This window comes from Variovorax sp. 10N420 (assembly GCF_056394705.1).
The window spans coordinates 72,353-93,158 of record NZ_JBFTIJ010000002.1; the positions used below are offsets into that span (position 1 = coordinate 72,353).

Here is a 20,806-nt window from a genome sequence, read left to right on the forward strand (position 1 = left end):
ACCTTGGCCGACCATTCTAGGGAGCCCATCGAAACGCCTTGCTTCACCAACGCATGCGGCGCGCGTAGGATGAGCCTGGCCTCTTTCGCCCGCGCTTCCATGCTTCCATTCATCCATGATCAGGAGCCAACATGAGCAACGTACGGATCGAGCACGACCTGCTCGGTGACCGCGAGGTTCCCGACGATGCCTATTACGGCGTGCACACGCTGCGCGCCAAGGAGAACTTCCAGATCTCAGGCACCACGGTTTCCGCTTACCCTGAATTGATCAATGCACTGGCCTCTGTCAAGCAGGCGGCGGCAGCGGCCAATACAGAGCTCGGCCTGCTTCCTGACAAACTGCGCGACGCGATCGTCGGCGCCTGCCGCGAGATCCGGCGCGGCTCGCTGCATGACCAGTTCGTGGTGGATGTCATCCAGGGTGGCGCCGGCACCTCGACCAACATGAACGCCAACGAGGTGATCTGCAATCGCGCGCTTGAAATCCTCGGCCATCGACGCGGCGAGTACCAATACCTGCACCCGAACGAGCACGTCAACATGGCGCAGAGCACCAATGACGTGTATCCGACAGCCATTCGCATTGCCACCTGTTTTGCGATCGAACGCCTGCTCAAGGCCATGGAACATCTGCGTGGGGCGTTCGCCGCCAAGGCCGAAGAGTTCGCGCATCTTCTGAAGATCGGGCGCACGCAGTTGCAGGACGCCGTGCCGATGACCCTCGGGCAGGAGTTCTCGACCTATGCCGTGATGGTCGAGGAAGACATCGCACGGCTGAACGAGGCCTCGAAACTGATCCTTGAAATCAATCTGGGCGCTACTGCCATCGGCACGGGCATCACGGCGCATCCGCAATACGCCGGCAAGGCACTCGCCGCCTTGCGCGAGATCACGGGGCTGGACCTTTCGACCGCGCCCAACCTTATCGAAGCCACGCAGGACTGCGGCGCCTTCGTGCAACTCTCGGGGGTGCTCAAGCGGGTGGCGGTGAAGCTGTCGAAGACCTGCAACGACCTGCGGCTGCTCTCCAGTGGTCCGCGCTCGGGCTTTGGCGAAATCAATCTGCCGCCGATGCAGGCGGGTTCGTCGATCATGCCGGGCAAGGTGAACCCGGTGATCCCCGAGGTCGTCAACCAAGTGGCTTTCGAGGTGTTCGGCAATGACGTGACGGTGACCTTTGCGGCCGAAGCCGGGCAATTGCAGCTCAATGCCTTCGAGCCGATCATCGCCAACTCGCTGTTCCGCAGCTTCAAGCATCTGACCAATGCCTGCACCACATTGGCTGACCTGTGCGTGAAAGGCATCACGGCCAATCCGGATCGCCTGAAGGAAAGCATCGAGCGATCCATTGCGCTGGTCACGGCACTCAATCCGATCATCGGCTACAAGGAAGCGACCGAAGTGGCTGCTGAAGCCTATGCCAACGGCACCAACGTGCGCGAGGTCGTGCTGCGGCGCAAGCTCATGACCGAAGCGGAACTGGAGCACGCGCTTCGCCATGAGGTCCTGACACAGCCGCGGATTTACGAGGAAACCCGGCGCGCGAGCTAAAGCGCCAAGCCTTATGCAGGCTTCATGCCGGTGGACGACACTGTCGTCATGAACGACAGCGCGCAAGAAAAAGACGATTCGACCGGCTCCGCTTCCTCCCGCATCGCGCTCACAGTGGCCGCGGCGTTCTTCATGGAAACGCTGGACTCCACCATCATCGTCACGGCGCTCCCGGCCATCGGCGCGGGATTTGGCGTCGACACGCTTGATGCCAGCATGGGCGTCACCGTCTACCTCATCGCAATGGCGATGTTCGTGCCTGCCGCGGGGTGGTGCGCAGCGCGTTACGGAGCGCGCACGGTGTTCGCCACGGCCATTGGGATCTTCACGCTCGCGTCGCTCGTCTGCGGCCTCGCACCGTCTTTTGCGGCATTTATCGCCGCGCGCGCGTTGCAAGGATTTGCGGCGGCATTCATGTCTCCCGTAGGGCGCCTGGTGGTCTTGCGCGAAACGCCCAGGCACCGGCTTATCGAAGCCATCGGCATGATCACCTGGCCTGGGCTGATCGCACCGGTGATTGGCCCGCCGCTGGGAGGATTGATCGCCACGCATGCATCGTGGCGTTGGATTTTCCTGCTGAACGTGCCGATCGGCATGCTGGGTGTATGGCTGATCCTGCGTTTGTTTCCACGCCGGGCGGCTGATAGCAAGGCGCGCTTCGATGCGCTGGGCTTCTTTTTGACGGCGCTGGCCCTGGGAATGCTGGTCGAAGGCTTCACGCGCTTGGGCGAAGTCCACGATGGCAACGGCTTCACCGCCGCCCTTCTTGCCGTCGGCACCTTGGCCGCGATAGCGTCCGTACGCCATGCCCGACGCGCCACGCATCCGATGCTCGATCTGCGAGCGCTCAGCGTCCCGACCTTCATGCTCTCCTCTGCGACGGCCGGGTTCATGTCGCGAGTGGCGATCAACGCTTCGCCTTTTCTGCTTCCTCTGATGTTCCAGATCGGCTTCGGCATGAATGCCTTTCAGGCGGGCTCGATGCTGCTGGTCTACATGGCCGGCAATCTCGCGATGAAAAGCGCGACCACCACCGTGCTCCGGCGTTTCGGCTTCCGGCGCGTGTTGTGGGTCAACGGCGCGCTGTGCACCATCACGCTGTTTGCGTGCGGACTGATATCGCCCGGCGATCCGCTGCCAGTGGTATGCGTGCTGTTGTTCGTTGCGGGCATGGTCCGATCGATGAACTTCACCGCCATCACCACGCTTGCCTTTGCCGACGTGCCGGACGACCTGCGCGCCGGCGCGAGCGCTTTGGCCACCATGCTGCAGCAGGTGTCGATGGCACTTGCGGTGGCGTTGGCCGCTTCGGTGCTCGGTGCATCGCAGGCATTGCGCGATGCCTCCACCCTGGCGCTCGTCGATTTCCGGCACGGCTGGTTTGCGATCGGCCTCCTGATGGCCGCCGCCACGCTCATGACGATACGGCTCGACCCTCTCGCCGGAGTGGCCGTGTCGCGGCGAAACTGATCGAATGCCACTGTCATCCTCTGGCAAACTCAGGCGACTGTTCAGGTTTTAAGGAAAATGCCTAAAATGCCCAAATTGGGTAAACCAGACATCCATCGGAGCTTCTCATGTCCAGCAGTGCAGCCATTTCAAGACCCGAAGCCATCGATCGCTTCACGCGGGGCCTGCCCGCCTTCTCGGCTACGCGGTTGGTCGCCGGCATGCAAAAGGTAACCAGCGCCGTCATGGCGCATGGTGCCGTGGTGGTCACCCGACATGACGAGCCGTCCATGGTGCTCATGTCCATTGACCGATATCTGGCCCTGGAGCAGGCGGCCGAGCCCGACCTGGATGCCCTCACAAAACAGTTCGACGACATGTTTGCCCGGATGCAGGGCGACGCAGCCGCCCAGGCAATGGAAGACGCATTCTCGATGCCTCCGTCCGAACTCGGCAAGGCCGCCGTCCGCGCGGCCGGCGGCAAGCCCGCGAAGAAGTAGCTGTTGGAGGTCGCTCGGTAGATGGTCGCCCGCATCTTCGTTCTCGCCGGCGTGAATGGCGCCGGCAAGAGCAGCATCGGCGGCGCGGCGCTCCAGGCTCGCAAAGTCCCCTATTTCAATCCCGACCTCGCAGCACGCACGCTGCGGGACGCCAATCCGGCGCTCACGCTCGAGTCGGCCAACGGGCAAGCGTGGGAAATGGGCCGCATCGGCCTCGAACGCGCGCTTGCCGAAGGGCTCAACTTTGCCTTCGAGACGACGCTCGGCGCCCGAACCATTCCCGATCTGCTGCTCGCAGGGGCCCGCAACGGCGCCGAGGTCCATATCTGGTATGCGGGCCTGAGTTCGCCCGAAAAGCACATCGAGCGCGTGCAGGAAAGGGTGAAAGCCGGTGGCCACGCCATTCCGGAAGCCAAGATCAGGGAGCGCTACACGAGCAGCCGAGCCAACCTGATCAGGCTGCTGCCGCACCTGGCGAGCCTGCGCGTGTACGACAACAGCATCGACGGCGACCCGAAAGCGGGGATCAGACCGCAGCCGGTTCTCGTGCTGCACATGGAAAACGGCGGGATCGTTTCGCACGCGGAGCTCGACAAGGTCCCCCACTGGGCAAAGGCCATCGTTGCTGCGGCCTTCGAGCTTGCCGACAGAAAGACCAAGGCGCCGAATCCACGGCGCTCCTGAAAAAGCCGGACATCTTCAGGCGGCAAGGCAGTTGTCGACGGTCCAGCCATACAGCCACTCCATGGCGTCGTAGTAGCGCTCCGGGGTGCGGCCCTTCCAGAGGTCGTTGCGCACGAGACGCTCGACGCCCTTCGCATGGAAGATGCGCCCCATCTCGCGCGCGGACAGCACGACCCGAGCGGTGCGTGCGACACGCGAGCGCTGGTAAAGCTCGAAGGCCTTGCCGAAGTCATTGCCGCTGACGCGCAGAGCCTCGCCCAGAGTGACCGCATCCTCCATCGCCATGCAGGCGCCTTGCGCCAGGTATTGCAGCGTGGGGTGCGCCGCGTCACCCAGCAGCGTGGCGCGGCCGAAGGTCCATTGGCCGATCGGCTCGCGATCGGCCGTCGCCCAGCGCTTCCAGTCCTTGGGGAGATCGATCAGTTGGCGCGCCTTGGCGCAGATGCCCTCGAAATAACTCTGCACTTCCTCACGACTGCCTTCGCGCACGCTCCACTCTTCTTTCTCGCGGCTGTGGAAGGTCACGACGACGTTGTATTGCTCGCCGCCGCGCAGTGGGTAGTGCACGAGATGGCAGTTGGGACCTACCCAGATGCTGGCGGCGTTCCATTGCAGGTCGGCCGGGAAGTCTTTCTTGTCCGCGACCGCCCGGTACACGACATGGCCCGACACGCGCGCCTCGTCGCCCACGTACTGCCGGCGCACCGCGGACTTGACGCCGTCCGCGCCGATCAATGCAATCCCGCGGTGAGTGTTGCCCCTGGCGTCGTGCACGATCACGCCATCCGCATCCTGCTCGATGCGCTGCACCGAGGTTGAAGTCAGCACCTCGATGCGCTCGGAAGCCTCCGCGCCTTCGAGCAGCGACTTGTGAACGTCTGCCCGATGGATCACCGCGTACGGGTTGCCGAAGCGCTGCCGGAACGCCTCGCCGGTGGGGATGCGCCCGACCAGCGTCTCGTCGAGCGCGTCGTGCATCACCATTTCATCGGTATAGACCGCGCGAGTCCGGGCGATCTCGCCGATGCCCAAGGCATCGAACGCGGCGAAAGCATTGGGGCCGAGCTGGATGCCTGCCCCGATTTCGCCAAGCTCACTGGCCTGTTCCAGCACCTTCACTGAAAACCCTTGCCGTACCAAAGCCAAGGCAGCCGCGATGCCGCCGATACCGCCGCCGGCAACCAGTACCGGAAGCGTGGACTGCCCTGCATTCATGTTCATCTCCTGATCTGGTGTACTGATCATCAGCACACTGATCATTAGTGTAGACATAGAATAATTTCGAACATTAAAGGGTTAACCCTAAGCCTCTTGCCCATTTCAATTGCATGAAAAAAACCGACGCGGCACCTGTTGATCTGGAGACTCTTCCCGGCCACTACATCCGACGGCTGCAACAGATCGCCGTTGCGATCTTTCTGCAGGAAACCGAAGCTCATGGCATCACGCCGGTTCAATACGCCGGACTTCAGGCCGTGCGCAGATCGCCGGGCATCGACCAGCGAACGTTGGCACGGTCCATCGGGCTCGACACTTCAACGGTTGCCGGCGTCATCGACAGACTGGAAGCCCGGGGTTTGATGATGCGCAGTGCGTCCCCCGACGATCGCCGCGTGCGCCTGCTGACCCTGACGGACGAGGGGTTGGCGCTGCTCGATGACGTGCAGCCGGCAATGATGCGCGCCCAACGACGCATCCTGGAGCCCTTGTCAGAGAAGGATCAGCAGGAATTCATGCGCATGATCCGGTCGGTCGTCACTGCCAACAACGAGTTGAGCCGAGCGCCGAGCGACGGCTGATGAAGGCTCGATACGGCGGAGCTAGGCCGTCGCTGCCATGCGTTCGTGCAGCCGCATGGTCAAGCCAACGGGCGTCATCGTGAACGAAAGACGTTCGCGCGCCGGTTGACCGTCGGGCGTGTCGATGCGCTCGATGTCGAAACGGCCGAGCAGGAGCGCCATCGCCATCTTCATTTCGAGCAACGCCAGGTAGCGCCCCGGGCAGATACGAGGCCCGGCGCCGAAGGGCATCGACGTTCGCTTGGCACTGCTGGCAAGGGCGCCGGGGCCAGCACCGTCCAGCCAACGCTCCGGCTTGAATGCAGCCGCGTCGGGCATGTGGCTGTCGCTCACGCTGTCACGCCGCATGAGACTGAAGATCGGAGTACGCGCCGGCACCTCCACGTCGCCGATGACTGTGTCATTCACGGCCTGCAGCCCGATCATCGGTGCCACCGGTTTGAGTCTCATGGTCTCGTGCGCGCAAGCCTCGATGTAGTCGAGTTCCCCGGCCTGTTCGAAGGTCGGGATCCCCGAGTCGGGTACGACACGGCGCACCTCGTCAGTCGCGCGCGCCAGCGTTGCCGGATGGCGCCACAGCAGATCGATCATCCAGGCGATGGTGTTGGCGGTGGTGTCCTCACCCGCCAGCAACATCGTCATGACGTTGCCGGCGACCTGAATGTCGCTGATGCCGCTGTCGGGCTCGTCTGCCGCCGCGATCATGGCTTCCAGCAGGTTGCGGGGATGTGCGCGGAGATCGGGATTCGCTTCCATCCGCCGCCGCGCTTGAGCGATGAACCCGTCCACCGCCTTGTTCACTGCGACCACGCCTCGCGCCAATTCGCGATCCGCCGCTGTGGGGAACACACGCCACAGCGGCAACGGCGCCGTCAGCCGCCTCAGCAAGGCCGGGAAGATCTTGTCGAGGTGCTTCTGGATCACGTCGCCATCGGACTCCAGCGTCTTGACCTCCGCACCGAACGCCAGCCCGGCGATGGTATCGACCGTGTAGCGCATCAGGTCGGACTGCAAGTCGATGGCAACGCCATCGCGCGCTGCTTTCGACCAACGCCTGCCGAGCCGCTCGGCGACTTTCTGTAGCGATGGGAAGTAGTCCCTGACGTGCGCCGGATCGAAGCCGGACATCACCATGCGCCGTTGGCGGCGCCAGTCGTCACCCCGGGCACCGAAAAGGCCGGGCTTCAGCCCCATCTCCTTGGCAATGCCCTCGAGTTTGCTGGTGCGATGAAATCCGTCCGGCCGATCGCGGAGCATCGTGGCGACCACCTGATGGTCGCCGACGATGAGCATCGTCGCCTTTCCAAGCTTCAGCTTGAAGAAAGGACCGAACTCGGCGCACCAGTCTTCGAGCTGCCGGTGCATGCGGGGCGCGTCGATCTGCAGGAGATTGCCAAGCAGCGGAATGCCGCGCGGACCCGGCAAGTCTTCCAGGCGGCGGGTGGCACCTGGCATCGCAGACTTCGGCGGCGCAGTGCGATCAAGCGTGGTGCGTTCCATGATCCGGGCAGCATAGCGCGATCAACTCTGACTGCCTATGCTCCGGACGGCACTCACAAGGCCACGCTTGAGGCCTGACGGCGCCGATATTGCGGATACCAGTTCGTGAACCAGATCGCGCCTGCCATTGCCGCCACCGTCACCGCAATGCCAATCCACAGAGGTACCGACGGAACGCGAGCCATCACGAAATCGGCGAGCGTCATTACCAGGAAGGCCAATGCCCAGACGCCGCTCAGCAGATAGTTGATGGTCTTGAACTGCGGCAGCGCGGCGACTCCGGGCGGAACGCGCTCGCGGGCATATTGAATGGTGAAGGGCTGGCCGATCAGGATCGAAATGAGGACGATCGCGAAGAGGCCGCCATCCACGGCCAGTCGCACTTCGATGATGTTCCAGTCCCCGCCCATCCCAAGCACATAGAAGCCCAAGCCGGCGAAAAGAATCGCGGTGCCCACTTCGAGGATCTTGATGCTGCCCGCATGGCGAAAGCGGTCGCGGACGATCATGGCAACGGCTACAGCGGCGGCCACGAAGAGGGCCGTGGTGACCGGCACCTGCCGCGATAACAGCGCGAAGACGATGAAGGGCGAGAAGCTCCAGAGGATGCTCATGATTTCTCCTGAAAAGAGCAAACGGCTCAGTGGTCAGCCGGGAGCCAGCTGCCGTGGAATCCCGAGGGCACGCGATGCGAAAGCTGAACGGTCGCAATCGGTCCATCGGCCAATGATTGCGCATCGAACACCGCCAGGTCGCTGCGGCATTCGGCGCCGCGGTAGACGGTCGCCAGCAACCAGCCGTCGCCTTCTTTCGCGTCTGGGCTGCGGGGGACGAACACCGGCTCCGAGACGCGGTCGCCCGGCGGAAGGTAGTGCAGCGTGCGGCGGCCGGTGACGGCGTCGAAGTGCGCCAGACCTTCGTTTCCCGCGCCGTAGATGGGCTCGCGCTGGCAGGCATACCAGCCGTGGCGATACGGCAGGCCGGCGCGGCGCTCGTCGATGCGCGGAAACTCGCCCGCGAGATCATCGAGTTGCCGTTGCTCGAAGCGGTTGCTCGCACCAGCCAGATCGAAGGTCCAGCGGCACATTCGCGCCACGCTGCGCCGGGGGTCCGTCGGACGGCCGTCGGGGTGCGGAAACAGCGGCGGCTCGTCGTAGCGCATCACGTCGGCGACGATGCGGGTGCCGCCCCGCGCATCCTGCTCTTCCCAGGCGTTCATCACGTGGAAGGCATAGCCGGCCTCGCCTTCGAACCACCGGATGTTTTCGATGGGGTCGTTGCGCGACAGCACGCCCACGCGCGCGCCGAGTTCCGGCTCCCACGCAAACGGCGGCATGCCGCGTTCGGCGCGTGCCATGCTCGCCGTCAGAGGAAGCACCGGGAACAGCACATGCCGCGCCGTCACTGCAAAGTCATGCACCATGCTCGCGAAGGGCGCCTCGAAGCGATCGAAGCGCGTCACGGTACCCGCCGGATCGATGGTGCCGTAGGTCATGCCACTGGAGAGCGGGCCGCTCGTCCCATAGCCGAAGAAAACCAGTTCACCGGTCACCGGGTCGGTCTTCGGGTGCGCGGTGAAAGGCCCCTTCAACCCGCCGCCGGAATCGAATGGCCCGCGCGTTGCCAATGTGCAGGGCTCGATCTCGACCGGGAGGTGCGCCTCCTCCAGCGCGAGCAAACGCCCGGCGTGCCATGCAACGTGCGTGTTGGCGACACCTTCGTCAGCCACCCCGGCGGCGGGCCCGCCGTCGGGCATCGGACGGCCGAATCCATCGAACAAGCGACGGCCGGCGGCATGCTCGGCTTTCCAATGGGCGGTGCGGATCCAGCGGTTGCGGTAGCTGGCGCGGCCATTGCACAGCTCAAAGGCATGCAGCATCCCGTCGCCGCCGAACAGGTGTGCATCGGCACTCGGGAACTGCGGATTGGGGCCGTTGCGATACAGCGTGCCGTTGAGTCCTGGAGGCAACTCGCCAACGATCGGGAGGATCGCGGCATCGGCTTCAAAAGAAATAGGACTGCCGTTCACGCGGCGCGGCGGCGTGAAGACATTGGTGCGTGCGGGACTCTCAGCGGACATATCGACTCCTCGAAATTCATATTGACGCTGTCAATACCGGGTATTGAAAGACGATCGAAGATGAAAGTCAAGTAAAATTGACGGCGTCAACATCTGACTTTTGACCTTCGAGAACTCCATGCCTGCATCGCCAAAGCGCCGGAACGCCGCCCCACTCGCCTCACGCAGTCGCCGCAAGGCCGCCGCCGAAGCGCCTGCGCCCTATCACCACGGCGCGCTGCACGCCACGCTGCTTGCGGCCGCACAGGACATCATCGAAAGCCAGGGACTCGAAGCGCTCACGCTGCGCGCCGCGGCACGCGCCGCAGGCGTCTCGCATGCCGCGCCGAAGAATCACTTCGGCGATCTGACCGGCCTTTTGAGCGAGCTCGCCGCGGTGGGCTTTCGGCAGTTTGCCGAGGCCCTGCGCGCAGCGGGCAACGAGGGCTCGTCCCCAGGCGCACGCTTCGACGCGGCCGGCCTCGCCTATGTCACCTTCGCGCGGGAGCACCCCGCCCTGTTCTTGCTCATGTTTCGCGGCGAACGCCTCGACATGACGCGCCCCGCATTGCGCGAGGCCGCCGACCAGGCTCGCGCGGCACTGGCCGGCGCGGCAGCGGACCGGCTGGGCCTTGCGCCGACAACGGATGCCGAAGTCACGCCCGAACAGGGGGCCACGATGATTGCCGGATGGGCGCTGGTGCATGGCTTTGCGATGTTGCTGATCGACGGCCGCCTGGACGCGGTGATGTCGCGCTGGCCGGACGAGACCAACTGGCAATCGCTGCTGAGCGCCGTATTCAATGCGCGCCGCCCTCCTCAATGATGAAATGCACCGCGCTCAGTCGACCACGCGCACCGGCAACTGCGAGAACCCGTGCACGAATGACGATCGCACGCGCGTGGGCGGGCCGACCACTTCGATCGCACTGAACCGCCCGAGCAATTCTTCCCACAAGATCTTGAGCTGAAGTTCGGCGATCCGGCTGCCCACGCAGCGATGAATGCCGAAGCCGAACGACAGGTGCTGGCGCGGGCGTTCGCGATCGATGATGAAGCGCTCCGGCTCGGCAATCATTTCCTCGTCGCGATTGGCCGAGAGATACCACATCGCGAGCTTGTCGCCTTTGCGGATCTGCTTGCCGCCGAGTTCGGTGTCTTGTGTCGCGGTTCGCCGCATGTATGCCAGGGGCGTTTGCCAGCGGATGATCTCCGGCACGAGGCCGTCGATCAAGGCAGGGTTGGCGCGCAGCTTGGCCATTTCCGCGGGATGCTCGTGCAGTGCGAGCAGGCCGCCCGTCATCGAGTTGCGCGTCGTGTCGTTGCCGCCCACGATGAGCAAGACGAGATTGCCCATGTACTCCAGTGGCCCCATATTGCGCGTCGTCGGGCTGTGGGCCAGCATCGACACCAGATCGGGCCGCGGCGGCGCGTTGACGCGCTCGTTCCAAAGTCCGGTGAAGTAAGCGAGCATCTTGCGCAACTCGGCCATGCGCACGTCAGGCTCAGGCGCATCGGGGTTGGTGCGCTTGTTAGCGGTGGACATGTCCGACCAATGCGTCAGCAGACGCCGATCCTCCAGCGGAAAATCGAAAAGCGTTGCCAGCATCAGCGTCGTGAGTTCGATCGACACGCGGTCGACCCAGTCGAAGGGCTCGTTGCGTGGCAATTCATCGAGCACCTTGCGCGTGCGTTCACGGATCAGGCCCTCCCAGGTCTCCAGGTTCGACGGAGCGGCGATCGGGCTCACGACCTTGCGTTCTTCGTCGTGCCGGGGCGGGTCCATGGCGATGAACATCTGCAACTGCTGCTCGCCGGGCGGGAAATCCATCAGCGTGATGCCACCCTTGGACCAGTCGGACGAGAAGATCTCGTGGTGCGTCTCGACATGCATGATGTCGCGATAGCGCGTCACCGACCAGAAGTCGCCAATGCCTTCGATGCCGCTGCGCGAACGGTGCACCGGCGCCTCGCGACGAAGCCGCGCGAAGACGTCGCCGATCGTGTCGTCGACGAACAACTGCGGATCCGACGGATTGAGCGCATCGAGCGGCATCGACATGATGCTCGCTCGCGATGTTTTCGCCGCACAGGCGATTTCCGGTTTCTCCTCCATCATCGACCTCCATGTGCCCTCAATCAGGGTCATGCCGAGAATCGGCCGCACCCGGGGGCTTGTCAAGACTTCGGCGTCGCGCGAGGGCTCATCCTTCTTGAGGAAGACATGGCCGCACGCCGTCGAGCGTGGGGGAGTCACGCGGAATGACGCAACGACTGGCCAATCTCGGTGTTGACAGTTCGCGGCGCTTTTGCACGCGAGGCGTAGTCCTTGTACGCAGGCATCGCCAGAGCGGCAAAAATGCCAAGGACCATCGACAGACCGAGCACGCAAGCGACGATGAGCACGACGCTGCTTGTTCCACCCTTTTGGGCGACGAGCACAAGCTGCCCTTCCTGGCTCCGGTTCACAGCCCGCGCATTCTCGATCACGCGCTCGCAGTGGCGGTAATAGGCCGCGTCGGCAAAGAGCGGCGGCAAGATGAAGATGGCCAGCACATAGACGAAGTAGCCGACGATGACGACCACCGGCACCGCCCGCCCGAGGGCTGCCGCTGGGACCAACAGCATGTAAGGCAGGAAGAAGTAGATGGCGGCCTTGCCCCACATCTTTCGGTAGAGCAGCCAATAGAGCGTCACGAAGAAAGCCGGCCAGTGCCAGCCGGCCGATGTCTTGCGCCGGTGATCGAAGAGCGCGAACCGGGCGAGGTAGTGTTCCCGGTTCTTCGGCCCGACCGCAGCGGCGTAGAGTTCCTGCAGACCCTCTTGGGCGTCGCGGTCGCTGTCGAGCCGGCCGAGCAGGCTTGGACGTTGCGTCGTGCCGCCGCGCCCGGTGGGCTCCTTTTTGACGCTGATGCCGCAACCTGGACAGAGGGCATGCATGGGTCCGTTCAACGTGCCGCATTCAGCGCAAAACATGGATGGCGGTCCTTTCGGGAGCAGGCAAAAAATGAGCCCCGAAAGCGTAACAGGGAGTTAACTCGCTGTGAATCCCGACTTGCCGTGGAGCGCGAAAGGGAAAGGGAAAGGGAAAGGGAAAGGGAAAGGAAAAGGGGCCGGTCCGATCTCGCCTGATTCGAAGGCAGAAATTTTCGTCGCAGGCTCTCGCCGCCGTTGCAAAATCGCGTGATCATGATGACCGAGCCAGGAAAACTTTCCGACGAAGACCTCCTTGACCGCGCACACCAGTTGCGCCTTCTGGCGCTGCGCGGGCACGCGGAAGCCCGCGGACCTGCACACGTTCATGAACGGGAAGTCCGGCGACGATTTGGCAGCAGCACGACGATGAATGCTTCGCTGGAGCCTTCTCAGCGCAAGCGCCCCTTCTGGCGGTTCTGGTAGGCGCGCAGATCCGGCAAGCGCGAGTTGCCGGAGCCGAGAGCGAATTCACGCATCCCTATGCCAGAACCCCTGGTGTGGCACGGACGCTTCGTCTTCAAGTAGCGGGCCGATCACTTCCACTCGGCGTTGCCCGCGCGCAAGGACCTCCCGGCAGGGCAGCGAAAAGGTCGGGTTCTCCGGATGGTCCCCCGTGAGCCCGAGCAGCGAATGCTCGGACAGCGCATAGACCACGCGACCAATGCCGGTCCAGTAAACCGCGCCGGCGCACATGCAGCAGGGCTCGGCACTGGTAAACAAGGTGCATCGCGCGAGTTGCTCAGGCGTGAGTCGGCGGGCGGCCTGGGCGGCCGCCACGAGCTCGGCGTGCTGTGTGGGATCACCTTCGGGAGGCATCGAGTTGTTGCCGGCTGTCGTGACGACCTCGCCATTGGCATCGGCCACGAGCGCCGCAAAGGGATGGCGCCCGCGTGCACGAGACTCGCTGGAGAGTCTGATCGACAGGCGAAGCAGTTCAATGTCGCGCGCCGACAGTGTTTCTGGCGTGGAGGAATCCGTTGTCGAGGAGAGGGATGGCTTCATCGTGCTTGAAAGAGGTGGGACAGGGCGCTCAGGCGCTCGCGTTTGGGAGCTGACGCGCCCTGAAGTCATGGCTGCGAAGCCGCATCTTCATTCTTGACCAGCATCAGCGGGAGATCGGCGAGCAAAAGCCAGACCGGCAAGATGGCCACGCACAGCAGCGGCAGAAGTTCAGTGCCGGGAATCATGACTACCGCCATGAAAAGACTCAGCCAGCCGTCGCGCGTGACCACCAGTGTGAAACCGAGCACAGAACATGCGACCGACAGCGCGCCAGGAACGGACGGAAGGACCTGATGCACCAGCAAGCCGAAGGCCACGCCGACGAACACCATCGGAAAAATTCGCCCGCCACGAAAACCGCAGGTTCCTGACACCAGAATGGCCAACAGCTTGATCGCGATGACCGTTGCCAGTGCCACTGCAGAGTACTCGCCCGCATTGATTGTCAGCACCTTCATCTCACCGAGGCCCTTGAACATCGTGATGGGTCCTCCCAGCATTGCCAACAGGCCAAGGATGAAGCCTCCAACGGTCAACGCGATGATCTGGTTGCCCAAGGAGTGGAATGCCTTGTGGAAGATCGGAAACAGCCACACCGCAACCATCCCGATTGCCACTGCCGCAATTGCAATCAGCATGCCGACGCCAATGTCCGCAATGGTCGGCTGCGTATACGGCTGGATCGGCAATGCAAAGTTGAGCTCCTCGAACTTCGTCATCGTCAACGCACCTGCACCGGCTGCGACGAGCGGCCCGAAAAGATGATCGAAGACCGGCTTGTCCTTTTGTCCGCTGACCATTTCGGAAAACAACAACGCCGCAGCCACGGGCGTACCGAACATGGCGCCGATCGTGCCAGCCGCTGCCAACATGAGCCAGCCCTTGGCTGGAACACCAGGCATCAGTCGCGAGCCGACCGCGACGACGATTCCGACGATGGTCGCAATGATCGGATTTTCTGGTCCGAGGCTGACACCACCTGCAAGTGCCACAACGAGCGCAAGTACCAGACCAGGTAGCACGAACAGCGGGGTCGGCTCGCCGAACAATTCAATGGTGGCGGGATCCGGTCCAGCATGCCCAGGAAAGAAGTGCACGATCAATCCGACAACGAGTCCCGTCGACGTGAGCACTCCCAGCACCCACCACCAAGTCTGCGTCGTCGCACCGAAGCTGGGAGGCAAGGTCTGCCAGAGAAACTTCTGCAGCAGATTGGCCGTCATCACTACCAACGCCAGAATGACCGCCGACGCGATGCCCACCAGTAGAGCGGGGCCGCCAATCGCGAGCATGGATCGCACTCTGGAACCGGTCATGGCTCTTTCTCCGCAACATCAACAGACAGGGCGTTGTGCACACCGCAACGGTAACCGGTTCGCTCTATGACGGGGACTGACCTTTGGTTCAGTTGCAATGACATTTTGCTTGCGCAAGGATGGGGTGTCCGAGAGGCTGAAGTGGTCCAGTGGATGTCAGGCTTCTCCCAACAAGCAACTTGGATCTCGGACATATGCAAGGCCCCGATGCCTCGAGCTTACGAAGACTCCTTGTTTCGGCGTTGCTGCTCGGCGTGCTGAGTCAACCAGGACATGCGGTTTTGCAAGGGATGGTCGATCAAGACGACGGCAAGGTCGACCTGTCAGACTGGCTGGTCAATCGCAAAGGGTTTCTTCCAATCCCGCTCGTCGTTGATGACCGAATGCAAAGTTCTGCTGCCCGAAGGGGCAGCCGTCGCTGCACCTCTGTGCGACCGGGCAGTACCGTATCCTGCAAGAAAATTGCAGGCGAGGCCTTTGGCCGCAACGCTCGCGTCCTGGAATGCTTCTCGACTCGATCACGCGCATATTTTTTCTGCTGACCGCGCTCTGCTCGCTTGTTCTGCAGCCCGCGCAAGCCGCAGCCGTGAGCAATGTATTGGTGATCTACGCCAACAACCGACTGCTGCCCGCGAACATTGAAGCCAATCGCGGCATTCGGGACGAAATCGGAAAGGCGCCAGGCCACGTCGATCTTTTCGAGGAGTTTCTCGACAGCCCCACTTTTACCGGGCCGCAATACGAAAAGACCGTCAGCGCCTACCTTCAGGAAAAATACGCTGCCCGGCCACCGAGGGCCATCATCGTGGCCGGCAAAGCCGCCCTCGATTTCGTACTGCGCCATCGGGACGAACTGTTCCCCGGCGTGCCAGTTGTCCATCTTGCGATCGATGCGACCTACTTGCGCTCGATTGAACCGATGCCGACCGATGTCATAGGTGTCCCTGTGGACTACGACTTCGGAGCCACGATCGAACAAGCATTGCGATGGCACCCAAATACTCGAAGGCTGGTGGTAGTCACAGGTTCCAGCGCCCGTGACCGAAGCTGGGAGAGCCAGGTCCGCAAGGAGATTGCCGGCCTCGGCGTGCTTGCATCCGTCGAATTCCTGTCGGCTCTCTCCACGGATGAGATCAAGAGCCGGCTGCACGCACTTGGAGTGGGTGACGTGGTCTTCACGCCAGGCTACTTCATGGACGGCACGGGTCGAGCGTTCTCGCCGCAAGAATCTGCGGCACTGATGGCGACGTCCTCGAGCGCACCGATCTACAGTCCCTTCAGTACGTTTATCGGAACGGGCGTTGTCGGCGGTCGCATGGCCAACTACCTTGAGATGGGGCGGGAAGCAGGCCGGGCGGTCAATGGGTTGCTCGAAGGGATTCCGCCTGCTGAACTTCACCTTCCGCAGAGCATGCCATCCGTCATACAGGTCGACTGGCAGCAGGCCCGAAAGTGGGGCGTCTCCGAAGACGACATTCCGCAGGAGGCCATTGTGCATTTCAAGCAGCCGACGTTCTGGGAGGCATACCAGAACAAGGCACTCCTGGCGTTCGGTGTGATGTTGTTGCAGGCCGCGCTGATCGGGGCGCTCCTGATAGAGCGGCGCCGGCGGCGCGTGACTGCGGCAGCACTGGCGGAAAGTGAGAAGCACATGGGCCTCGCGGCGCGAGCGTCTCGACTGACCATGTGGATCTGGGACCTCGGCCAGGACCGCACGCGGGGGGCCGCGAGCGGGCGGCAGAACGGCCGCAGAGCACAAGAGACGCCTATTCATTTCGACCAAGTGCTCGAAACGATCCACCCAGCGGATCGTCGGGCGCTGGATCAGGCGGTGCGCCAATCCGTCATGAAAGACGAAGAGCTGGACGTCGAGTACAGGATCGTCAGGCCAGACGGGGAGGTCCAGTGGATCGCAGCGCGCGGTCGTCCTGACGGGGACGAGCCGTCACTTGTGATCGGTGTCACGCTCGACATCACGGCCCGGAAGGCAGCGGAGTTCCAAGCCGAAAAGGACCGGGCGGCACTCACACATATGACGCGGGTCTCCATGCTGGGACAGCTATCGGCTGCGATTGCACATCAACTCAACCAACCGCTGGCGGCGATTCTCGGCAATGCCGAAGCGGCACAAAAGATGCTTGAACGGGGCGATGCCAATTTGGCTGAGCTCAAGGAAATCTGCGACGACATCATCGCGGAGGATCAGCGAGCTGCCGAAGTCATACGACGCCTGGGTGCGCTCTTCAAGCGCGGAGAAATGCAACTTGCGCCCATGCAGCTGAACGAGCTGGTGTCGGAGACGCTCGATCTTGTGCGTTCGGAACTCATGATGCGGCACGTTTCGACGCTTGCAGAACTCGCGCCGCTGCCACCGGTCGACGGCAGTAGGGTCCAGCTTCAACAGGTCCTTTTGAACCTCATCCTGAACGCTGCGGACGCGATGAATGCGGTCGACCCGGCACGGCGCACACTCAAGGTCCGCACCGAACTCCTTGGACCCGACGTTCGCCTGTGCGTCATTGACCATGGAACCGGAATCGCCCCCAACGACCTCCACCGCGTCTTCGACGCATTCTGGAGCACCAAGGCCGGAGGCACGGGAATGGGCCTGGCCATTTGCCAGGCGATCATCACAGCACATCGCGGGAAACTGACGGCCACCAACAACCCGGAAGGAGGCGCGTCTTTCTGCGTTAGCTGGCCAATTCGAAAGCATCATTGAACGGGGGATGTTCAACATGGAAACCATCTATCTCGTAGACGACGACGATGCAGTCCGCAAATCGCTTGCACGCGTGCTGCGCGAAGAAGGATGGAATGTGGAAACATTCGATTCCGCAGAGTCGTTTCTCGCGTCAGAGCCGAAAGCGGACGGCTGTCTTGTACTGGACGTCGCCATGCCCGGCCTTGATGGATTCGCCTTGCAGCGCCGACTGATGGACACAGCGCACACATTGCCGATCGTCTTCCTGACGGGCCAGGGAGACATCCCGATGTCGGTGCAGGCAATGAAAGCCGGTGCGGCGGATTTCCTGACCAAACCGGTCACATCGCAGATCCTGCTCGACGCCGTGCGGGCTGCCATTGCACAGGTTGCACCGGCACGACTTGCACGAGAGGAGATCTCTGTCCTCAGGGACCGACTGGCCATGTTGACCGCGCGCGAACTCCAGGTGCTCGAAGGCGTCGCGAAGGGTCGACTCAACAAGCAGATCGCCAGCGACCTCGGCATCGTCGAGCAAACGGTCAAATTCCACCGCGCGCGCCTCATGCAACGCATGCGGGCCCGCACGGTCGGGGAGCTGATGCACATCAGCGCAAGGCTCGGAATCCAGGTGAAGGACTGAACCAAAGTCCAGTGACGCGCCGGGAAGCAAAGCGGTACGGTTGAGCAGTGGGCAGCACCGATCCGCTTATCGCCGTCGTGGACGATGAACCGGCCATGAGAGCCATGCTGGGCCGCGTGTTGCGCCTGGCGGACTTTCAGGTCGATGCATTCGCCTCGGGAGAGGACTTCCTGGCGTCTCTGGGCGCACGGCAGCCGGTGTGTGCCATCCTGGACATCCACATGCCGGGGTTGTCCGGATTCCAGGTACAGGCACGCTTGCGCCAGGAGAACCACCGAATTCCTGTTGTCTTCATCACGGCGAGCGACGATTTTGCGCTGGGCCCAATGGCCCATGAAGCCGGCGGCATGGCACTGCTGCGCAAGCCTTTCTCCAGCAATGCATTGCTCGAAGCATTGGGTATAGCGATGCACCGCATCAAGAACGGAACTTAACCAAAGGCTAGTTTCGACCGCGCGCTCGCCGCTGTAAAAACGTTCGCATTCAACAGAAGGAGTCAGTCATGGCAAAGGACAGCAAGCCGAACATCCTGGTCATCTTCGGCGACGACATCGGCATGTGGAACGTCGGCGTCTATACGCACGGCATGATGGGCCACACGCCCAATATCGATCGCATCGGTCGCGAGGGCATCGTCTTCACCGACCACTACGGACAGCCCAGTTGCACGGCGGGCCGGGCGGCTTTCATCATGGGACAGCTACCGGTGCGCACCGGCATGACCACGATCGGCATCCCGGGCTCTGCGCGCGGAATTCAGAAGTCCGACCCGACGCTGGCGGAGGTCCTCAAGGCGGGCGGCTACGCCACTGGCCAGTTCGGAAAAAATCACCTGGGCGATCGCAACGAGTTCCTGCCGACGGTGCATGGCTTCGACGAATGGTTCGGCAACCTTTATCACCTCAACGCAGAGGAAGAACCCGAGGAGCTCGATTACCCCGGTCAGAAGAACCCCGATTACCTGAAGAAGTTCGGGCCGCGCGGCGTGCTTCATGCATGGGCGACCGACAAAGACGATCCGACCGAAGATCCCAAGTTCGGCCGGGTGGGAAAGCAGAAGATCGAAGACACCGGCAAGCTGACGCGCAAGCGGATGGAAACCTTCGACGGCGAAGTTCTCGGCAAGACGCTGGACTGGCTCGACCGGACCACCAAGAGTGACAAGCCCTTCTTCTGCTGGTTCAACACGACGGCGATCCACATCTGGTCTCATGCGCCCAAGAAGTACATCCAGAAGGCCGTCGACGAGGGCCGCGCGGAGCAGGATGTCGTTCGCGCGAAGATGATCGAGCACGACGAGCAGATTGGCGTGCTGCTCAAGAAGCTTGAAGACCTCGGCGTTGCCGACAACACCATCGTGATCTACACGACCGACAACGGCAACGAGCTGATGATGTGGCCCGACGGCGGCTATGCGCCCTTCCGCGGCGAAAAGGGCACGACGTGGGAAGGAGGCGTTCGTGTGCCGTGTCTCGCCCGCTGGCCCGGCAAGATTCCGGCAGGCAGCATCTCCAACGGCATCCAGGCGCATGAAGACCTTTTCGTCACGCTGGCCGCGGCCGCTGGCATGCCAAAGGTCAAGGACGAACTCTTGAAAGGCTACAAGGCAGCCAACGGCATCACCTACAAGGTGCACCTCGACGGCTACAACAATCTCGACCACTGGTCAGGCAAGTCGGCCAAGTCGGCGCGCCGCGAGTATTACTACTATGACGAGACCGACCTGATGGCGGTTCGGATCGATGCCTGGAAGATGCACATCGGCGTCAAGAAGGACGGCAGCTGGTTCAACGACAAGACCTATCCGAGTGTTCCCTACGTGTTCAACCTGTTGATGGATCCCATGGAGAAGATGGATCCCGAGTCGCATGAATGGGGCTACGTCGGACGTCGATTCTTCGCGTCGAAGCTGTGGGCACCGACCGCAGCTTCGCCGTTCCTCGCCGCGCATCTGAAGAGCATCGCGGAGTTCCCACCGTCGCAGGGCGCGGACACGCTGAGCATGCAGAAAGCGATCGAGAAGGCGATGGCCAAGCTGGACTCGCCGCACGGGAGCAGCAACTAGCATCGGCGCGAGCGCCGCTGGTATATCAGCCCGCCATAGTTCACAGGCACACAACTGGCCGGGATGGTGTTCACCATTGAACCGACGACTGCGGCGGTGACGGCAACGCCAGCAGTCACTGCCGCGGCTGTTGCTACCGGATGGTAGTGATCGTAGTCCCATCTGCCGCGGGACGCGCTTCGTCGCCGCGATTCGATCCGCTCGGCGCGTGCGCTGAACATGCGGGCACGCAGCTTTGCGGGTCGCTGCACATCCATTTCCGCCGTTGCCGTGTGCTGCAACTTCTGCCCATCCGCCAGTACCACTTCACCGGTCAGATCAGTAGAGATGTGAAAGCGCTCGAGAGTCTGGAGGCGGGCGCCCATGTCCTTGAGCGCCTGGATCGCCCCGGGATTGACCTCCGTCTCAACATTTCCAGAATACGAGTCTTCCAGCGGGATTGCCATTTAACCTTTGGTGCAGTGGCGGCCGCGAGATGGATATGCGATCCGGCTTGCTCGATCACAGCATCGGACCGCCGAGGCGACAGCAACCCTGTCACCGTCGCGGGAAGTCC

General features: G+C 62.7%; 21 protein-coding genes. 11 read left to right on the plus strand and 10 right to left on the minus strand.

Features of this window, described 5'->3' with window-relative positions:
- Positions 1–131: 131 nt before the first annotated feature.
- The 4 genes from aspA to AC1DEK_RS04800 all read left to right on the plus strand — a co-directional run bounded on the left by aspA (position 132) and on the right by AC1DEK_RS04800 (position 4,186).
- Entirely contained in the window at positions 132–1,553 is a 1,422-nt protein-coding gene (aspA, locus tag AC1DEK_RS04785; RefSeq protein WP_478124075.1) for an aspartate ammonia-lyase, read from the plus strand.
- Positions 1,554–1,577: 24 nt separating this feature from the next.
- Complete coding sequence (locus AC1DEK_RS04790; RefSeq protein ID WP_478124076.1) at positions 1,578–3,023, plus strand: MFS transporter; 1,446 nt, start codon at positions 1,578–1,580, stop codon at positions 3,021–3,023.
- Positions 3,024–3,130: 107 nt separating this feature from the next.
- On the plus strand, positions 3,131–3,502 hold the full coding sequence (locus tag AC1DEK_RS04795) for a hypothetical protein (protein ID WP_478124077.1): 372 nt from the start codon (positions 3,131–3,133) through the stop codon (positions 3,500–3,502).
- 21 nt (positions 3,503–3,523) lie between these two features.
- Positions 3,524–4,186 (plus strand): ATPase, encoded by a 663-nt coding sequence (locus AC1DEK_RS04800; RefSeq protein WP_478124078.1) that lies wholly within the window; start codon positions 3,524–3,526, stop codon positions 4,184–4,186.
- Between the two features lie 15 nt (positions 4,187–4,201).
- On the opposite strand, the gene AC1DEK_RS04805 is transcribed toward AC1DEK_RS04800, so the two are convergent.
- Positions 4,202–5,401: a 3-hydroxybenzoate 6-monooxygenase gene (locus tag AC1DEK_RS04805; protein ID WP_478124079.1), complete on the minus strand. Its 1,200-nt coding sequence runs from the start codon at positions 5,399–5,401 to the stop codon at positions 4,202–4,204.
- Positions 5,402–5,514: 113 nt separating this feature from the next.
- Here AC1DEK_RS04805 and AC1DEK_RS04810 point away from each other — a divergent pair, with 113 nt between their 5' ends.
- On the plus strand, positions 5,515–5,985 hold the full coding sequence (locus AC1DEK_RS04810) for a MarR family winged helix-turn-helix transcriptional regulator (protein WP_478124080.1): 471 nt from the start codon (positions 5,515–5,517) through the stop codon (positions 5,983–5,985).
- Positions 5,986–6,006: 21 nt separating this feature from the next.
- Here AC1DEK_RS04810 and AC1DEK_RS04815 read toward each other — a convergent pair whose 3' ends face one another.
- From AC1DEK_RS04815 to AC1DEK_RS04825, 3 genes are read right to left on the minus strand one after another with little or no spacing between them, the layout of a single operon-like run.
- Positions 6,007–7,485: a cytochrome P450 gene (locus tag AC1DEK_RS04815; RefSeq protein WP_478124081.1), complete on the minus strand. Its 1,479-nt coding sequence runs from the start codon at positions 7,483–7,485 to the stop codon at positions 6,007–6,009.
- Positions 7,486–7,538: 53 nt separating this feature from the next.
- The gene (locus AC1DEK_RS04820; RefSeq protein WP_478124082.1) at positions 7,539–8,099 is read right to left on the minus strand and encodes a hypothetical protein; all 561 of its coding nucleotides are present in this window, start codon (positions 8,097–8,099) and stop codon (positions 7,539–7,541) included.
- 26 nt (positions 8,100–8,125) lie between these two features.
- Positions 8,126–9,565, minus strand: a complete 1,440-nt coding sequence (locus tag AC1DEK_RS04825) for a carotenoid oxygenase family protein (RefSeq protein ID WP_478124083.1) — start codon at positions 9,563–9,565, stop codon at positions 8,126–8,128.
- Positions 9,566–9,683: 118 nt separating this feature from the next.
- On the opposite strand from AC1DEK_RS04825, the gene AC1DEK_RS04830 reads away from it, so the two are divergent.
- On the plus strand, positions 9,684–10,370 hold the full coding sequence (locus AC1DEK_RS04830) for a TetR-like C-terminal domain-containing protein (RefSeq protein WP_478124084.1): 687 nt from the start codon (positions 9,684–9,686) through the stop codon (positions 10,368–10,370).
- Positions 10,371–10,385: 15 nt separating this feature from the next.
- Here the strand turns inward: AC1DEK_RS04830 and AC1DEK_RS04835 are convergent, their stop codons facing one another.
- On the minus strand, positions 10,386–11,606 hold the full coding sequence (locus tag AC1DEK_RS04835; RefSeq protein WP_478124085.1) for a cytochrome P450: 1,221 nt from the start codon (positions 11,604–11,606) through the stop codon (positions 10,386–10,388).
- Positions 11,607–11,797: 191 nt separating this feature from the next.
- The gene (locus AC1DEK_RS04840) at positions 11,798–12,484 is read right to left on the minus strand and encodes a DUF2628 domain-containing protein (protein WP_478124086.1); all 687 of its coding nucleotides are present in this window, start codon (positions 12,482–12,484) and stop codon (positions 11,798–11,800) included.
- 243 nt (positions 12,485–12,727) lie between these two features.
- Between AC1DEK_RS04840 and AC1DEK_RS04845 the strand changes: the two genes are divergently transcribed.
- Positions 12,728–12,943 (plus strand): hypothetical protein, encoded by a 216-nt coding sequence (locus AC1DEK_RS04845; RefSeq protein ID WP_478124087.1) that lies wholly within the window; start codon positions 12,728–12,730, stop codon positions 12,941–12,943.
- Between the two features lie 45 nt (positions 12,944–12,988).
- Here AC1DEK_RS04845 and AC1DEK_RS04850 read toward each other — a convergent pair whose 3' ends face one another.
- The 3 genes from AC1DEK_RS04850 to AC1DEK_RS04860 all read right to left on the minus strand — a co-directional run bounded on the left by AC1DEK_RS04850 (position 12,989) and on the right by AC1DEK_RS04860 (position 15,718).
- Complete coding sequence (locus AC1DEK_RS04850; protein WP_478124088.1) at positions 12,989–13,522, minus strand: nucleoside deaminase; 534 nt, start codon at positions 13,520–13,522, stop codon at positions 12,989–12,991.
- A gap of 65 nt (positions 13,523–13,587) precedes the next feature.
- Positions 13,588–14,838, minus strand: a complete 1,251-nt coding sequence (locus AC1DEK_RS04855; RefSeq protein WP_478124089.1) for an ion channel protein — start codon at positions 14,836–14,838, stop codon at positions 13,588–13,590.
- Between the two features lie 298 nt (positions 14,839–15,136).
- Positions 15,137–15,718 (minus strand): hypothetical protein, encoded by a 582-nt coding sequence (locus tag AC1DEK_RS04860; protein ID WP_478124090.1) that lies wholly within the window; start codon positions 15,716–15,718, stop codon positions 15,137–15,139.
- A 66-nt stretch (positions 15,719–15,784) separates the two neighbouring features.
- On the opposite strand from AC1DEK_RS04860, the gene AC1DEK_RS04865 reads away from it, so the two are divergent.
- The 4 genes from AC1DEK_RS04865 to AC1DEK_RS04880 all read left to right on the plus strand — a co-directional run bounded on the left by AC1DEK_RS04865 (position 15,785) and on the right by AC1DEK_RS04880 (position 20,250).
- Positions 15,785–17,560, plus strand: a complete 1,776-nt coding sequence (locus AC1DEK_RS04865; RefSeq protein WP_478124091.1) for a sensor histidine kinase — start codon at positions 15,785–15,787, stop codon at positions 17,558–17,560.
- Between the two features lie 16 nt (positions 17,561–17,576).
- On the plus strand, positions 17,577–18,185 hold the full coding sequence (locus tag AC1DEK_RS04870) for a response regulator transcription factor (protein WP_478124092.1): 609 nt from the start codon (positions 17,577–17,579) through the stop codon (positions 18,183–18,185).
- Between the two features lie 77 nt (positions 18,186–18,262).
- The gene (locus AC1DEK_RS04875) at positions 18,263–18,619 is read left to right on the plus strand and encodes a response regulator transcription factor (RefSeq protein ID WP_478124688.1); all 357 of its coding nucleotides are present in this window, start codon (positions 18,263–18,265) and stop codon (positions 18,617–18,619) included.
- A 68-nt stretch (positions 18,620–18,687) separates the two neighbouring features.
- Positions 18,688–20,250, plus strand: a complete 1,563-nt coding sequence (locus AC1DEK_RS04880; RefSeq protein ID WP_478124093.1) for an arylsulfatase — start codon at positions 18,688–18,690, stop codon at positions 20,248–20,250.
- Here the strand turns inward: AC1DEK_RS04880 and AC1DEK_RS04885 are convergent.
- Positions 20,247–20,696 carry a DUF2092 domain-containing protein gene (locus AC1DEK_RS04885; RefSeq protein WP_478124094.1) on the minus strand — a complete coding sequence of 150 codons (450 nt, stop codon included), beginning with the start codon at positions 20,694–20,696 and terminating at the stop codon, positions 20,247–20,249. The genes AC1DEK_RS04880 and AC1DEK_RS04885 overlap by 4 nt on opposite strands.
- Positions 20,697–20,806: the final 110 nt, after the last annotated feature.

Excerpts from the sequence above, each read along its gene's own strand:
- aspA (WP_478124075.1), top strand. The coding sequence starts at position 132 with ATGAGCAACGTACGGATCGAGCACGACCTGCTCGGTGACCGCGAGGTT.
- AC1DEK_RS04790 (WP_478124076.1), top strand. The coding sequence starts at position 1,578 with ATGCCGGTGGACGACACTGTCGTCATGAACGACAGCGCGCAAGAAAAA.
- AC1DEK_RS04795 (WP_478124077.1), top strand. The coding sequence starts at position 3,131 with ATGTCCAGCAGTGCAGCCATTTCAAGACCCGAAGCCATCGATCGCTTC.
- AC1DEK_RS04800 (WP_478124078.1), top strand. The coding sequence starts at position 3,524 with ATGGTCGCCCGCATCTTCGTTCTCGCCGGCGTGAATGGCGCCGGCAAG.
- AC1DEK_RS04805 (WP_478124079.1), bottom strand. The coding sequence starts at position 5,401 with ATGAATGCAGGGCAGTCCACGCTTCCGGTACTGGTTGCCGGCGGCGGT.
- AC1DEK_RS04810 (WP_478124080.1), top strand. The coding sequence starts at position 5,515 with ATGAAAAAAACCGACGCGGCACCTGTTGATCTGGAGACTCTTCCCGGC.
- AC1DEK_RS04815 (WP_478124081.1), bottom strand. The coding sequence starts at position 7,485 with ATGGAACGCACCACGCTTGATCGCACTGCGCCGCCGAAGTCTGCGATG.
- AC1DEK_RS04820 (WP_478124082.1), bottom strand. The coding sequence starts at position 8,099 with ATGAGCATCCTCTGGAGCTTCTCGCCCTTCATCGTCTTCGCGCTGTTA.
- AC1DEK_RS04825 (WP_478124083.1), bottom strand. The coding sequence starts at position 9,565 with ATGTCCGCTGAGAGTCCCGCACGCACCAATGTCTTCACGCCGCCGCGC.
- AC1DEK_RS04830 (WP_478124084.1), top strand. The coding sequence starts at position 9,684 with ATGCCTGCATCGCCAAAGCGCCGGAACGCCGCCCCACTCGCCTCACGC.
- AC1DEK_RS04835 (WP_478124085.1), bottom strand. The coding sequence starts at position 11,606 with ATGTCGATGCCGCTCGATGCGCTCAATCCGTCGGATCCGCAGTTGTTC.
- AC1DEK_RS04840 (WP_478124086.1), bottom strand. The coding sequence starts at position 12,484 with ATGCATGCCCTCTGTCCAGGTTGCGGCATCAGCGTCAAAAAGGAGCCC.
- AC1DEK_RS04850 (WP_478124088.1), bottom strand. The coding sequence starts at position 13,522 with ATGAAGCCATCCCTCTCCTCGACAACGGATTCCTCCACGCCAGAAACA.
- AC1DEK_RS04855 (WP_478124089.1), bottom strand. The coding sequence starts at position 14,838 with ATGACCGGTTCCAGAGTGCGATCCATGCTCGCGATTGGCGGCCCCGCT.
- AC1DEK_RS04860 (WP_478124090.1), bottom strand. The coding sequence starts at position 15,718 with ATGGACAACTGGCACGCCGGGGAACAGTTCGTCCCGATGGCGCAGTAC.
- AC1DEK_RS04870 (WP_478124092.1), top strand. The coding sequence starts at position 17,577 with ATGGAAACCATCTATCTCGTAGACGACGACGATGCAGTCCGCAAATCG.
- AC1DEK_RS04880 (WP_478124093.1), top strand. The coding sequence starts at position 18,688 with ATGGCAAAGGACAGCAAGCCGAACATCCTGGTCATCTTCGGCGACGAC.
- AC1DEK_RS04885 (WP_478124094.1), bottom strand. The coding sequence starts at position 20,696 with ATGGCAATCCCGCTGGAAGACTCGTATTCTGGAAATGTTGAGACGGAG.